This window comes from Peptoniphilus olsenii (assembly GCF_040545475.1).
Taxonomy (GTDB): domain Bacteria; phylum Bacillota; class Clostridia; order Tissierellales; family Peptoniphilaceae; genus Peptoniphilus_A; species Peptoniphilus_A olsenii.
In genome coordinates, this window is the sequence record NZ_JBEPMA010000005.1 from 15,798 (window position 1) to 30,748 (window position 14,951).

General features: G+C 31.6%; 12 protein-coding genes. All 12 read left to right on the plus strand.

What is annotated here, in order from left to right:
• Window positions 1–2 precede the first annotated feature (2 nt).
• The 12 genes from ABID14_RS05335 (at window position 3) to larC (ending at window position 14,950) form a co-directional block, all read left to right on the plus strand.
• Window positions 3–1,367 carry a YjiH family protein gene (locus ABID14_RS05335; RefSeq protein WP_354367907.1) on the plus strand — a complete coding sequence of 455 codons (1,365 nt, stop codon included), beginning with the start codon at window positions 3–5 and terminating at the stop codon, window positions 1,365–1,367.
• A 468-nt stretch (window positions 1,368–1,835) separates the two neighbouring features.
• A complete protein-coding gene (gene argF, locus ABID14_RS05340; protein ID WP_354367909.1) occupies window positions 1,836–2,828 on the plus strand; it encodes an ornithine carbamoyltransferase in 993 nt (330 codons plus the stop codon).
• 79 nt (window positions 2,829–2,907) lie between these two features.
• On the plus strand, window positions 2,908–4,275 hold the full coding sequence (locus tag ABID14_RS05345; RefSeq protein ID WP_354367911.1) for an alanine/glycine:cation symporter family protein: 1,368 nt from the start codon (window positions 2,908–2,910) through the stop codon (window positions 4,273–4,275).
• A 42-nt stretch (window positions 4,276–4,317) separates the two neighbouring features.
• Complete coding sequence (locus ABID14_RS05350) at window positions 4,318–5,466, plus strand: CD0519/CD1768 family membrane protein (protein WP_354367913.1); 1,149 nt, start codon at window positions 4,318–4,320, stop codon at window positions 5,464–5,466.
• On the plus strand, window positions 5,466–7,970 hold the full coding sequence (locus tag ABID14_RS05355; protein ID WP_354367915.1) for an ATP-dependent Clp protease ATP-binding subunit: 2,505 nt from the start codon (window positions 5,466–5,468) through the stop codon (window positions 7,968–7,970). Before ABID14_RS05350 ends, ABID14_RS05355 begins: the two co-directional genes overlap by 1 nt.
• A 14-nt stretch (window positions 7,971–7,984) precedes the next feature.
• Complete coding sequence (locus tag ABID14_RS05360) at window positions 7,985–9,160, plus strand: ornithine cyclodeaminase family domain (RefSeq protein ID WP_354367917.1); 1,176 nt, start codon at window positions 7,985–7,987, stop codon at window positions 9,158–9,160.
• 1 nt (window position 9,161) lies between these two features.
• The gene (locus ABID14_RS05365) at window positions 9,162–10,256 is read left to right on the plus strand and encodes a putative NPN-dependent ornithine cyclodeaminase (protein WP_354367919.1); all 1,095 of its coding nucleotides are present in this window, start codon (window positions 9,162–9,164) and stop codon (window positions 10,254–10,256) included.
• Window positions 10,257–10,267: 11 nt separating this feature from the next.
• Entirely contained in the window at window positions 10,268–11,194 is a 927-nt protein-coding gene (arcC, locus tag ABID14_RS05370; RefSeq protein ID WP_354368106.1) for a carbamate kinase, read from the plus strand.
• A 366-nt stretch (window positions 11,195–11,560) separates the two neighbouring features.
• Window positions 11,561–11,965 (plus strand): DUF3842 family protein, encoded by a 405-nt coding sequence (locus ABID14_RS05375; protein WP_354367921.1) that lies wholly within the window; start codon window positions 11,561–11,563, stop codon window positions 11,963–11,965.
• A gap of 162 nt (window positions 11,966–12,127) precedes the next feature.
• A complete protein-coding gene (gene larE, locus ABID14_RS05380) occupies window positions 12,128–12,880 on the plus strand; it encodes an ATP-dependent sacrificial sulfur transferase LarE (protein WP_354367923.1) in 753 nt (250 codons plus the stop codon).
• A complete protein-coding gene (gene larB, locus ABID14_RS05385; protein WP_354367925.1) occupies window positions 12,873–13,619 on the plus strand; it encodes a nickel pincer cofactor biosynthesis protein LarB in 747 nt (248 codons plus the stop codon). The genes larE and larB overlap by 8 nt, the downstream gene beginning before the upstream one ends.
• A complete protein-coding gene (gene larC / locus ABID14_RS05390) occupies window positions 13,616–14,950 on the plus strand; it encodes a nickel pincer cofactor biosynthesis protein LarC (protein ID WP_354367927.1) in 1,335 nt (444 codons plus the stop codon). The genes larB and larC overlap by 4 nt, the downstream gene beginning before the upstream one ends.
• Window position 14,951: the final 1 nt, after the last annotated feature.

A 14,951-nucleotide genomic window follows, 5' to 3' on the forward strand; every position in this document is an offset into this window, starting at 1 on the left:
AATTGGACAATATTAAAAAGGAAAAGATTACAACTTCAAGAATATTAAGATTTCTTATACCATCTATTTTGGGTGTTCTATTGTTAATGACACCATTTAAAAAAGATGGAGCCTCGACAATAATGGTTTCAGTTATATCAAAGGGTATTAATGCAGGCGTAGAATCTGTTGTGCCTATTTATATTTTGGTACTAATTTGTATTGTAATATCATGTAGCTTAGCTATTATTTATAAAATAGCAAAACCTTCATGGATTGAAAATAACGAATTGTTAAAAGAAGTATCTGATATTTCTAATTTTTGGTTATTTGCAAGAATTGTTGGTTTAGTAATAGGCTTTATGACAGCTTTTGAAATTGGACCAGAGATTATTTATAGTCCTGATACTGGTGGACTTATACTTTATGATTTAATTTGTGGATTATTTACTATATTTTTGGTGGCAGGATTTATACTACCATTCTTGACAGAATTTGGACTTTTGGAATACATTGGCGTATTTTTAACTTCGATTATGCGACCTGTATTCAACTTGCCAGGTAGATCCGCAATTGACTGTGTTGCATCTTGGATTGGTGATGGTACAATTGGTGTTACTCTCACAAATAAACAATATGAAGAAGGTTACTACACAGCCAGAGAAGCAGCTGTAATTTCTACAACATTTTCTGCTGTATCTATAACTTTTTGTCTAGTAGTTTTAGAAAATGTTGGAATGACAAATTATTTTGGACCATTTTATCTAGCTGTAGGTGTGGCAGGAATTGTAGCGGCTTTAATACTTCCGAGAATTTATCCTCTTTCATCAAAAAAAGATGTATATATGAATAATCAACAAAAAGCTATGCCTGAAGCAATTCCAGAAGGTTTTACTAAACATGAGTGGGGTTTACAATTAGCAGTAAAAAAAGCAGAGGAAAATGGAGGCATTAAGGAATATTTGACAAGTGGAGTAAAGACTGTTTTAGGTCTTTGGCTAGGTGTTATTCCAATTATTATGGCAGCAGGTACTCTTGCTCTTGTAGTTTCAGAAGCAACTCCTTTCTTTGATATTATGGGCAAGCCTTTCTTACCACTACTAAAACTTTTACAAGTCCCAGAAGCTGAAGCAGCTAGTGCTACAATGGTAGTTGGCTTTGCAGATATGGTTGTGCCATCTATACTTGCAGCAGAAATAGCAAATCCTATGACACAATTTATTATTGCTGCAGTTTCAGTAACTCAATTGTTATATATGTCAGAAACAGGAGCAGTTATACTTGGTACAAATTTGCCTGTAACTTTACTTGATTTATTTATATTATTCTTAGAAAGAACTATTATAACACTTCCTATTATAGTGGTTTTTGCACATATATTTTTCTAGAATTAGTTAAAAATGTCAAAATATTATAAACAGCAGAGAGATAAAGATTTAAATTTTTATCTCTCTTTTTTATTTTATTGTTTTAATAATAAAATAAAATCGCATTTAATATTATTAAGTTTACGGATTTTTGGCAATTTGTAGAATATTTAACAAAGTAAATTTAAATAACTTTTAGTTTCAGATATCAATTTATAACATTTTTTATTTAATAGTAGTTAATAATAAATTGTATAAAAAATTTAAGAAAAATAAGAAATTGTTTGCATTAATATATTACACTATATTTTATGGATTTTATAATAACGTAGTGGCAATATAGTCATTAGTTTAGAATTTAATATTGATTTTTTTATAATGATGAAATCATTTACCTCAAAAGATATATATTCTGTCTCAATTGTTTTTTATTTTTTGGTATACTATAAGAAGGTAATTGGCCAATGTAAAATATTAAGGAGTGATAAAATGGCACAAAATATAAGAGGTAAAAATTTTTTAAAGTTAATTGATTTCAGTTCAGAAGAGATTCGTTATTTAATAGAACTTTCTAAGAACTTTAAATCAATGAAACGTGCTGGTATTCCTCACAGATATCTCGAAGGAAAAAATATTGCGCTATTATTCGAAAAGACATCAACTAGAACTAGATGTTCTTTTGAAGTAGCAGGTAGTGACTTAGGAATGGGAGTAACTTATCTAGATCCAGCTGGTTCTCAAATGGGACACAAAGAATCAATTCCTGATACAGCGAGAGTACTTGGAAGGATGTTTGATGGTATTGAATATCGTGGCTTTAGTCAAGAAACAGTTGAAGAACTAGGAAAATATGCAGGAGTTCCAGTTTGGAATGGTTTAACTGACGAATGGCATCCTACTCAAATGCTTGCGGATATGCTTACTATTGAAGAGCATTTTGGATATTTAAAAGGTTTAAAATTCGTATACATGGGAGATGCACGTAACAATGTTGCAAATTCACTTATGATTGTGTGTGCTAAACTTGGCGTTAACTTTGTAGCTTGTGCTCCTGAAGAATTGTTCCCAGAAGAGAAACTTGTAGATATGGCTAAAGAATTAGCAGAAGAACACAACTGTACAATTACTTTAACTTCTGATGTAAATGAAGGAACGAAAGACGCAGATGTTCTTTATACTGATATTTGGGTTTCAATGGGAGAACCTGCTGAAATTTGGGAAAAGAGAATCTCTCTTCTTAAAGATTATCAAATTAATAAGAAAGCAATGGACAATGCAAATAAAGAAGCTATTTTCCTTCATTGTTTACCATCTTTCCACGACACAAAGACTAAAGTTGGACAAGAAATTTTTGAAAAATTTGGCTTAGAAGAAATGGAAGTAACAGATGAAGTTTTTGAATCAAAACAATCGCTAGTATTTGATCAAGCTGAAAATAGAATGCATACAATAAAAGCCGTTATTTATGCCACGCTTTGCTAACAAAATTATTATTTAACCTTTATACTAGGGAAGCTTAAAAGGCTTCCCTTAGTATTAATAAATAATAAAGGGGTATTTTATGGAATATTTAATAGAACAAATAGTTAAAATTACTAATGCATTTTGGGGATGGCCAATACTTATAGTTTTACTTGGTGGTGGATTATTAATCTGCGTTAGGACAGGATTTGTACAATTGAGATATCTACCTTTTATTTTAAAACAAACTTTTGGTAAGATGTTCTCTTCTGAAGTTGGAGGAGAAGGTTCAGTCAGTCCTTTCCAAGCAGCAACAGCAGCACTTGCCTCATCAATTGGTGCAGCAAATATTGTAGTAGCACCTTCAATTATATTTACGGCAGGTCCTGGGGCGATTTTCTGGATGTGGATAGCAGCTTTAATTGGTCAAGCTACTAAATTTGGAGAAATAGTTTTAGGGATTAAATATCGTGAAAAAAATGAAGATGGAGAATTCGTTGGGGGGCCTGCTTATACTTTTAAAAAGGGTATTGGTGGAACTCTTGGAAAAATAATGGGATTTTTGGTTTCTTTCTTCTTCATGTTAGAGATTTTACCATCTATAACCTTACAAACGATTTCAGCAGCTGCTCCTCTTGAACAACTTGGATTATCTAGAATAGTTTCATCAGTTGTAATCGCTGTTTTAGTTGTTTTGGTTGCTTATGGTGGGATTAAAAGAATTGCACAAGTAACAGAAAAAATGGTTCCTTTGATGGCTGCAATTTATATTGCTGCTGGCCTCATCATAATTTTTATGCACATAGATAAAGTTCCAGAGGCTTTTAGAATGATATTTGTTGGAGCATTTAATCCAAAAGCAATAGTTGGTGGAGCAGCTGGTGCTGGTATTTCTCAACTTATAAGAGCTGGTGCAGCTAGAGGCTGTTATTCTAATGAAGCGGGAATGGGTTCAGCTCCATATGCACATGCAACTGCAGTTACAGATCATCCTTGTAGACAAGGTATGTGGGGAATTTTTGAAGTTATTGCAGATACTATTATTGTTTGTACAATATCTGCACTAATGGTACTTGTTACTGATTTATATAAAAATCCAGAAATGCAAGATATTGGAGTAGAGAGAGCTTTTAATACTGCTTTTGGTCAAGTTGGAACTGCCATAATTGCCATTAGTTTGTTCTTGTTCGTTTTATCTACTATTATAGTTATAGTATTTTATGCAGAAAAACAAGGGGAATATTTATTCGGTACTGCTGTAGGTAAAGTTGTTCGATTTATAGCTTGTGGTATGGTAGTGCTAGGTGGATTTGTTTCATTTGAAAATGCAGGTGTATTTTTAGATGCAACCCTTGGTCTTGTAGTTTTTACTAATATGGTTGGAATGATAATATTAAGTGGAGAATTGAAAGAATTAGTAGATGAATTTTTCAAAGATCCAAAATATTATCCCGGAGCAAAAAGATAATCTTAGATTTGACATTAAATTAAAGGAAAGGGATAAATAATTTTGAAAAAACAAAATACATTTAAAAAAGAAATTGGTCTAGAAGCTCCAATTTTTATAATAGTATTTTTGGGAATTTTCATTTATATTGGCAAAATCATGGGCGGTACAAATATGATAAAAACAATGATGAATACCGCCTATGACTTGCTGATGAATGTTTGTTTCTATCTAATGGCAGTAGCGGTTTTGGCAGGAGGAATTTCGGCTGTATTTTCTGAATTTGGTGTAATAGCACTGATTAATAGAGCTTTGTCTGTATTTATGAAGCCAATATACGATTTGCCTGGTGCAAGTTCATTGGGTATGTTAAATTGTTTTATGTCTGACAATCCTGCAATACTTACATTAGCTTATGATGATAACTTTAGAAAATATTTTAAAAAATATCAAATGCCTGCACTGACAAATTTGGCAACAGCTTTTGGTATGGGGCTTATCACAGTAACTTCTATGATGTCTCTTCCTGTTGAAGGAGCGATAAAAGGAGCTTTTGTTGGACTTTTGGGAGCTATTATAGGCAGTATTATTTCTGTTAGGCTTATGATAACAAAGACTAAAAAATATTACGGTACAGAAGAAATGGTAGAATGTAGCTCTAAATCACATTTACCTGTTGGTCACAGATTAGTAAGAGAAGGCTCAATTGGTTCAAGATTTATACAATCTTTACTTGATGGGGGCAAAATCGGTGTTGATATGGGTATTGCCATAATACCTGGGGTTTGCTTAATTTGTACCATTGTACTTTTACTCACAAATGGAGCAGGACCAAGCGGAGTTTATGATGGTTCAGCAAATCAAGGAATTGCAATTTTACCTCTTATTGGAGAAAAACTCAGCTTTATATTGACACCACTTTTTGGTTTTAGTACAAATCAAGGTATTGCTGTACCAATAACTGCACTTGGAAGTAGTGGTGCTGCAATTGGTATGGTGGCAGATATGGCTTCTAAAAATTTAATTGGAGGAAATGATATAGCGGTATTCACTTCAATATGTATGTGTTGGAGCGGTTATTTGTCAACTCACATAGCTATGATGGATGCATTAGATACAAAAGAAATGACAGGATATGCAATACTATTTCATACAATTGGTGGGATAGGAGCAGGAGTTGCGGCTCATTTAATTTGGGGGTTACTAGCATAATGGATATTACAAAATACTCACAATCTGCAATTGAAGTTATAAATATGGCAAGTAAAATTGCCATCAGAAATAATAACTCTGAGGTGACTGAGTTACATCTTTTTTATTCTATATTAATTAGTGAAGATAAATATATAAAAGGATATTTGAAAAAACAAGATATCAATTACCAAAAAATAAAAGATGATGCTGAAAATGCAGTTAAAAAATTAAAAAGTCTAAAAGGCATATCTAGTTTGTATGTGAGTAGAAATTATCAAAAAGTTTTGTTAATATCCGAGGAAATTTCGAGAAATTTATTTGAAGATTTAATCTATATCGAACATCTTTTCCTAGCATTATTAAGAGATAAAGATATGGCAAGTGCAAAACTTGCAAATTTATATGGCATAAGCTTTGAAGATTTTATGCAATATATTTCACAAAAATTTAATGAAAGTTTTATGGATACAGTTGCCAAAGAAACACTATTAAGTCTCGAAAAATATGGCAGAAATCTAACCAAAGAAGCACTAGAAGGTAAACTTGATCCAGTTATAGGTAGAGAGGAAGAGACAAGAAGTGCTATAAGAATTTTATCTAGAAGAATTAAAAATAATCCAATTTTAATTGGAGAAGCGGGAGTAGGTAAAACTGCAATAGTCGAAGGTATAGTCACTAGAATAGTAAAAGGTGATGTGGCTGATAATTTAAAAGGTAGAATTGTATTCTCATTAGATATGACATCTTTAGTTGCTGGTACAAAATATCGAGGAGATTTTGAAGATAGGCTCAAGAGAATTTTGAAAACTATTAAAGAGTCAGAAGGAAAAATAATTTTATTCATAGATGAAATTCACAATATAATTGGAGCTGGCAATACTTCTGGCTCAATGGATACTGCTAATATTTTAAAACCAATGCTTGCACGAGGCGAAATTTTAACTATTGGTGCTACAACTATAGAAGAATACAAAAAGTATATCGAAAAAGATAGTGCACTCGATAGGAGATTTCAAAAAATATTAGTAGAAGAACCATCTGTTGACACAACAATAGCAATACTTCGAGGCATTAAATCTAAATACGAAAAACATCATATGATTAAAATTACCGATGCTGCGCTTGTCGATGCTGTAAAACTTTCAAAGAGGTTTTTGAGTTATAGAAAATTACCAGATGTGGCTATAGATGTAATTGATGAAGCTGCTGCATTAACTAGGATGTCGAGGGACAGGCTTCCTGAGGAATTAGACAATCTAAATCGTAGAATTATTCAGTTAGAAATGGAAAGAATTGCTCTAAAAGAAGAAAATGATAGTATCACTAAAGAGATTATTCTGGAAAAAGAAAAGCAAATAGAAAAACTTCAAGATACTCTAAATAGCAAGACTAAGTTATATGAACTTGAAAGAGAAAGACAAAAAGATATCCTGATTTACGAAAAAGAATTAGAAGAGATAGAAAGTGAAATAGAACTTGCCAAGGGTGAACATAATCTTGAAAAGCTAGATGATTATATTTTGTCAAAAAAAATTGTAGTAGAAAAGATTAACAATTTAAATATAAAAAAGTCTTACTATCCATTAAATATGAAAGTTACAAGTAGTGAAGTTAAAGATATTGTATCAAAATTATCTGGAATGCCTAAGGTGAAACTACAACTTAATAAACTTGAAAAACTCGATGAAATTAAAGACAAGATGAAATCAGACTTTGCCGGTGGAGATGATATGATTGAAAAAATTCTAAATACATATCTAATTTCTGAAAGTGGAATATTCAATAGAACTAAACCTATTGGAAGTTTCTTGATTGGAGGAAAGGATACTGGTAAAAGTTATGTGGCAGAGTTAATCGCAAAATATTTATTTGATGGGGATAGAAGTCTCATAAGATTTGAGATGGGAGAATTTGGAGAAAAGTCTTCTATTACAAAACTTATAGGTGCTCCACCAGGATATGTAGGTTATGAAGTAGGTGGAGTTTTAACAGAAAGTCTGAGGACAAAACCTTATAGTGTAATTGTTTTTAATAATATTGAAAAAGCTCACAAAGAAATACAAAGCCTAATTCTACAAATAATAAGTGAAGGAAAACTTAAAGACAATAAAGGTAGAGATATAGATTTAAAAAATACTATTATTTTATTGACTACTAATATAGAAAATAATAAGGATTTAGGAGATAATATATCAGGAATAGAAAAGAAAGTAGATTATGTTTTTTATATCAAAGAATTAGATGAAGATTCGACAAATAAATTAATTAGAATTAATTTAGAAAAATTGTCGAAAGATTTAAAGGATTCTCGTGTAAATTTAAAATATAAAGCTGGATTTTTAAAAGAAATGACCGACTATGTGGTTAAACATAATATGGATGTTTATGATATTAAAAAATTTATAGAACAAGAAATATATTTAATATTAAGCAAGAAAATTTTAGAAATACAGTCGAATAGATTATTAAAACTTACATTTACATTTGAAGATGGTAAACTTGAGTTGACAGAAGATGATTAGAATTGGAGGTAAAAATGGAATTTCAAATACCAGAATTTGTTTGGCCAGATTTTTCAGAAGAAAAATATAAGAAAGCACCTGATATTAAATTAGGTAAAGTAGAAAAAGACGGTGTGGCACCTGATGATTTTTATTTAACTACCCATATGCCTACTTTTTATAAAAAGAATGGACAGTGGCTTTTCCCAGAACATAACTCATTAAATTGTGTTGCAGTTTTAATTGACGGAGAAATAATTGTTAAAGAAATTAGAGAACTAAAAAAAGGTGAAGAAGTTGTGTTATCAACTAAGGGAGATTTAGATAGCGGAATATTAATTTATAAAGATGGATTTCCTGATTGGATTTATTCAACTCCTGGTAAAGCAGTTGAGACTTCTTTTTCACGAGACTATGATTATTTATTTGAGCTTATGCAACATGAAAGGGACAGCGAAGATGGTTATATAGTTTGGGTTCTTGGACCTAGTGTTGTTTTTGATTATGATACTAGAAACTCTTTAAATAAACTTGCTGAAAATGGATATATTGATTGCTTACTTGGGGGCAATGCAATGTGTACGCATGACCTTGAAGGAGGATTTTTGCAAACTGCATTGGGTCAAAATATATATACTCAAGAAAATGTTCCAATGGGCCACTACAATCATCTAGACCTTTTAAACGAGGTAAGAAGTGCAGGCTCTATTAAAAACTTCATAGCATCAGGTAATGTAAAAGATGGGATTATAAAAACACTCTCAGATATGGATATTCCTTTTGTGCTATCTGGCTCAATAAGAGATGACGGGCCGCTACCTGAAGTTATAGGCGATACAGAAAAAGCCCTTACTGAAACTAAAAAAGAATTGGACAAAGCAACGCTTATAATTTGTATAGCGACAATGCTTCATTCACTATCAGTAGCGAACATGGCTTCTAGTTATAGAATTAGAAAAGATGGGAAAGCTACACCAGTATATATGTATTCAATAGATGTAACTGAAAATGTTGTAAATAAAGTTGGCGCTACAAGAGAATTAATGGCATTCGTGCCTATGGTAACTAATGTACAAGACTTTGTAGTAAATTGTGAAAGAGCACTTATAACTCCTGCTGATAAGGTATTTGCAGAAGAGATGAAACTACCAGAAGAAGAATATATAGAAGTTGAAAAACATACAGAAAAACAAAGTAAGGGGGATATTTAAAATGAAATTTGAAATGCCAAAATATCATCATCCTGATTTTGAACAAGACTTTTTGAAAGCAGCTCCAAATGTTACAGTAAAAGAAGTAGAAGTAGATGGTATAAGTCCAAGAAACTATCATGCACTTTCTGTATATCCTGAATATTTTAAGATTAATGGCAAATGGGTGCTAGCAGTAGAGTCAAGAATGGATACTGTATGTGTAGTTAATGATACACCTGGAGAAGAGAGTGTAGATATTGTAGAATTTAGAAATCTAAAAAAAGGCAATAAAGTTGTTATAGGGCGTACAGAAGATGCTTCTGAGGGCATTTATGTTTGGACACGTGGTTTCTTAGCAGCTGATGAAAGCAAAGATACTTTTGCATTCAGATCAGGGCGTTCTCGTGAAACTGCATTTTCAATTGACTATGACACTCTATATGAAGTTTTAAAACATGAAAAAGAAAATAATGGTTATGTAACATTGATCATAGGTTCAGCACTATCCCTTGATAGAGATTCAAGAAATGCACTAGCGAGATTAATTAAAAATGGATATGTTCAAGCAATATTCTGTGGTACAGAGACTGCAGCATTTGATTTGGAAAGAGGACTATTTAACACCTCTTGGGGACAAGAACATTTTGAAAAAGAACAGAATACAACAAGAAATTTATTTGAAACTATAAATCTAGCTAGAAAATACGGTTCCACAAAAGCACTAGTAGAATCTGGTCTTGTAAAAGATGGTTTTATTAAAGCTTGTGTTGAGATGGATGTTCCATTTGTACTTTCCGGCACAATAAGAGATAGACTTGGTCTTCCAGAAACAATAAATGATGTTTACGAAGCACAAAATATTATGAGAAGTCATGCAAGAAAGACTTCTACAATTATCATGATGTCAGCAATATTATTTACGATAGCAACAGGAAATATGACACCGTCATATAACCAATTCGATGGAGAAGTTAGACCAGTATATATGTATACAATTGACATACAAGAATTTGCCGTTAATAAATTATCTGATAGAGGAACGGTAACTGCAGTATCTATGGTAACTAATGTACAAGATTTTATAAGAAATGTAGATAGGGCATTAAATAGTTAGGAGGGATTTTTATTAAAAAAATAGTTTTAGCTCTGGGAGGAAATGCACTTGGAAGTACACCAGAAGAACAAAAAAATGCTGTTAAAAAGACCGCAAAATCAATAGTTGATTTAGTCAGTCAAGGAAATAAAGTTATAATATCACATGGCAATGGTCCACAAGTTGGCATGATAAATTTGGCAATGGATGTAGCATCAAAATCTGAAGCGAATACTCCAATTATGCCTTTTCCTGAGTGTGGAGCTATGAGTCAAGGTTATATAGGATATCATCTGCAAAATTCAATAGAAAATGAATTAGCAAAGAGAAATATAAGTGTTGACGTAGTATCATTGGTCACACAAGTTTTAGTTGACAATAATGATCCTGCTTTTTCCAATCCTACAAAACCAATTGGAAGTTTTTACACAAAAGAAGAAGCAGCAAAACTAACTATAAATGGAGTAGTATTTAAAGAAGATGCAGGAAGAGGATACCGAAGAGTAGTACCTTCACCAAAACCAATTGATATAATAGAAAAAAATTCTGTAGAACTTTTATATAATAATGGAACTATTGTCATAGCAGCAGGTGGTGGGGGGATACCTGTAATTTTAGAAGATGGAGAATATGTAGGAGTCCCCGCAGTAATAGATAAAGATTTTACAACGGCAAAACTTGCAGAACTTGTAGATGCAGATACATTGATAATACTTACAGCTGTCGAAAAAGTTGCAATAAAATTTGGTACGCCCGAAGAAGAATGGCTTAGTGAAATGACTGTAGAAGAAACTGAAAAATATATCGAAGCAAAAGAATTCGCAGAAGGTTCAATGAAACCAAAAGTAGAAGCAGCACTTGGATTTGTAAAATCAGGAAATAATAAAACTGCTTTGATAACATCACTCGAAAAAGCATTAGAAGGATTAGAAGGAAAAACTGGTACGCTTATAAAATAAATTACTGAAATGTGATAAAATGTTTAAAGATAATATTTGAACTAAAAATGTATACAAAATCATATTAAAAAATTGGGACTACTGCTTATAGGTAAGATGATGTCCCAATTTTATTTTTTATTTAACTTTGATAAGTCTATTTTAATTAAAAACTAGTATAAGTAGAGGATAATTTAAAAATATTAATATAAAGCTAAACTTCCTTTAATTTTTACGTTTAATATTGATTTTTCAAATATCATTTTAATAATAGACATTTTTGGTGAATTTAGTTGAGTATGGTTTAATTTTTAAATCTAAAAACATCTTCTCCTTTTTTCATGTTATAATATTATAATAAATATTACATAGAGAGTGGATGATAATTTGAGGATATTAGTCATTGATGCTCAAGGTGGCGGGCTTGGTAGACAATTAATTCAAGCGTTAAAGAGTAAGCACGAAAATTTGGATATTATTGCAGTTGGTACTAATAGTATAGCTACTTCTAATATGTTAAAAGCTGGAGCTAAAGTTGCTGCAACTGGAGAGAATGCAGTTGTTGTTAATTGTGCTAATGCCGATGTTATTGTTGGTCCAATAGGTATTTTGCTCGTTAATTCCCTATATGGAGAAATTTCTGCAAAAATGGCAGAAGCAGTTAGCTTATCTAGAGCAAAAAGAATTCTAATTCCATTTTTACATGACGATAATATAATTGTTGGTGTTAATGATTATTCACTTAAAAAACTAATTGAGCAAGCTGTTGATGAAGTTGAAAAAATTTTATAGCATTTGAATTTATAATTTTTACATGAAGTAAAAATTTGCGAGAGAACTCGTTGTTTAAAATTTAAGTGCATTTTTTAATTATACTATGAAGGTATGCTGTTTCTATGAGGGAAAGTGTACCTTTATTTTTTTGTAAATATTTGATTTATTAGGAGTTTTTATATGGATTTAAAAGATTTTTTTGCGAAATATAATAAGGTTGCTATTGCTTTTTCTGGTGGAGTAGATTCATCATATTTACTTTATTCTGCAATTAAAAATAATGTTGATGCAATGGCTTATTATGTAAAGAGTGATTTTCAACCCGAATTTGAATTTCAAGATGCCATTAATTTGGCTGAAGAGTTAAATGCTAATATGAAAATTTTAAAAATTGATGTTTTAGATAAAGAAGAGATAGCGACAAATCCATATGATAGATGTTACTATTGCAAACAAGAAATTTTTGGGACTATTCTTAAAGAGGCTAAAAAAGATGGTTTTGATGTGCTATTAGACGGAACAAATTATTCTGATTCATACGAAGATAGACCAGGCATGAAAGCAAAAGAAGAATTACAAGTTTTATCACCTCTTAGAGAATGTAAACTGACTAAAGAAAATATAAGAGCTTTATCTAAAGTAGCCGATCTTCCAACATGGAGCAAACCCTCTTATTCTTGTTTAGCTACTAGAGTAATGACTAATACTACAATATCAAAGGAAATACTTTTAAGAACAGAAAAAGCTGAAGATTATTTGAGGAGCAAAGGTTTTACAGATTTTAGAGTTAGAAATATCTCTGATGGTGCAAAGATTCAAGTTTTAGAAAATGAATTAGAAAAAGTTTTGGAACTTAGAAAAGATATTTTAGAAGAGTTATCTAAATATTATAAAAATATAGTTTTAGATTTGGAGGTGCGCAAAGGTGAATGAAAAGGAGATACTTGAATTAGTAAAAAAAGGTGATATGTCGGTAGAAACTGCTTTGCATGCTTTAAAGACAAAACCTTTTAAAGATATTGATTTTGCAAAAATTGATTTTCATAGAAAATTAAGAACTGGAACTAGCGAAGTGATATATGGAGCTGGCAAAACATATAAACAAATTATTGAAATTATAAAAACCATGTTAGATAATAATCAAAATTCAATTCTTATTACTCGTTTAGATGAAGATTCAGCTCGAGAAATTAAAAAAATTTATGACATTAAATATTATGAAAATGCAAAGATTGCTATTTATGGAGAAATAGAAAAGCCTTCTGGTCTTGGCAAGATTATTGTTGCAACTGGCGGAACCAGTGATATTCCTGTGGCAGAAGAGGCGGCACTAACTGCTGAATTTTTAGGCAATGATGTTTTGAGATTATATGATGTGGGAGTTGCAGGACTTCACAGACTACTAGCTCATATTGATGAGCTTGCAGACGCAAGTGTTGTTATTGCAATTGCTGGCATGGAAGGTGCACTTGCTAGCGTAATTGGAGGTCTTGTGGATGCACCAGTTATTGCTGTACCCACTAGTGTAGGGTATGGGGCAGCATTTGGAGGAGTGGCGGCTCTTCTTTCCATGTTAAATTCTTGTGCAAGTGGAGTTAGTGTTGTAAATATTGACAATGGATTTGGGGCCGCTTATATGGCTAATATGATTAATCACATGGAGGCAAAATGATGAAAACTTTATATTTAGATTGTTCTATGGGTGCTGCTGGAGATATGTTCACGGCGACTTTATTGGAACTTTTTTCTAATAAAAATGAAATGGTAGAAAAACTTAATAATCTTGGCATTGTTGGAGTAAAATTTGAAGTTAAAGATTCAATTAAAAGTGGAATTAAAGGCACTAGTGTGACAGTAAAAGTGCATGGACAAGAAGAAGAGGTTTGCGATTATGATATAAAATCAGAAAGTAATCATGAGCATTCACACCACAAACATAAACATGAAGATGAACATGTCCATTCTCATCACGCTCATACTCATCATCACCATGAGTATTGTCACAATGAGCATCACCACCATGGAAATCATGAACATTCACATCATAAACATCATCATGTTCACAGAGGGATGAAAGAAATTACTCACATTTTAAATAATTTAAATATTTCAGAAAAAGTAAAAAAGGATGTTCTTTCAGTATATAACCTCATCGCTGAAGCTGAAAGTATATCTCACGATATAGATGTTTCAGAGATACATTTTCATGAAGTTGGGTCAATGGATGCAATAGCTGATATTACAGCTGTATGTTTTTTACTTGATACGCTCCAAGTTGATAAAATTATTGCATCGCCAATAAATGTAGGTAGTGGATATGTTAAATGTGCACATGGTATTTTACCTGTGCCGGCACCTGCGACTGCATATATATTAAAAGATATTCCTATATATAGCGGAAGAATTGAGAGTGAATTGTGCACACCTACAGGGGCAGCTCTTTTGAAATATTTTGTTTCCGAATTTAAACATATGCCGCCTTTAAGTATTAAAAAAATCGGATATGGTATGGGAACAAAAGATTTTGAAGTTATGAATACTCTAAGATCATTTTTAGCTGAAAGTGAGAGCCAAAGTGATATTGTTTATGAATTGTCTTGTAATGTAGATGATATGACAGGTGAAGAGATTAGCTATGCTATGGATAAATTTTTTGAAGGTGGTGCAAAAGAAGTATATATAATTCCAATAATTATGAAAAAATCTAGACCAGGAAATTTAATCAGAGTTATGTGTACCGATAAAGATAGAGAGGACCTTATTAAATTAATTTTCAAACATACCACTACTATTGGAATTAGGGAGATAGAAACAAAAAGATACATTTTAGATAGGGAAATAGAAAATGTAAAAACCGAATTTGGTTTTATAAATTTAAAAAAATCATCTGGATATGGTGTTTTAAGAAAGAAATACGAATATGATGATTTATCAAAATTAGCTTCTGACAATGATATCAGTATATATGAAGTTCGACAAAAACTTTATGAGGACCTAGAATAGG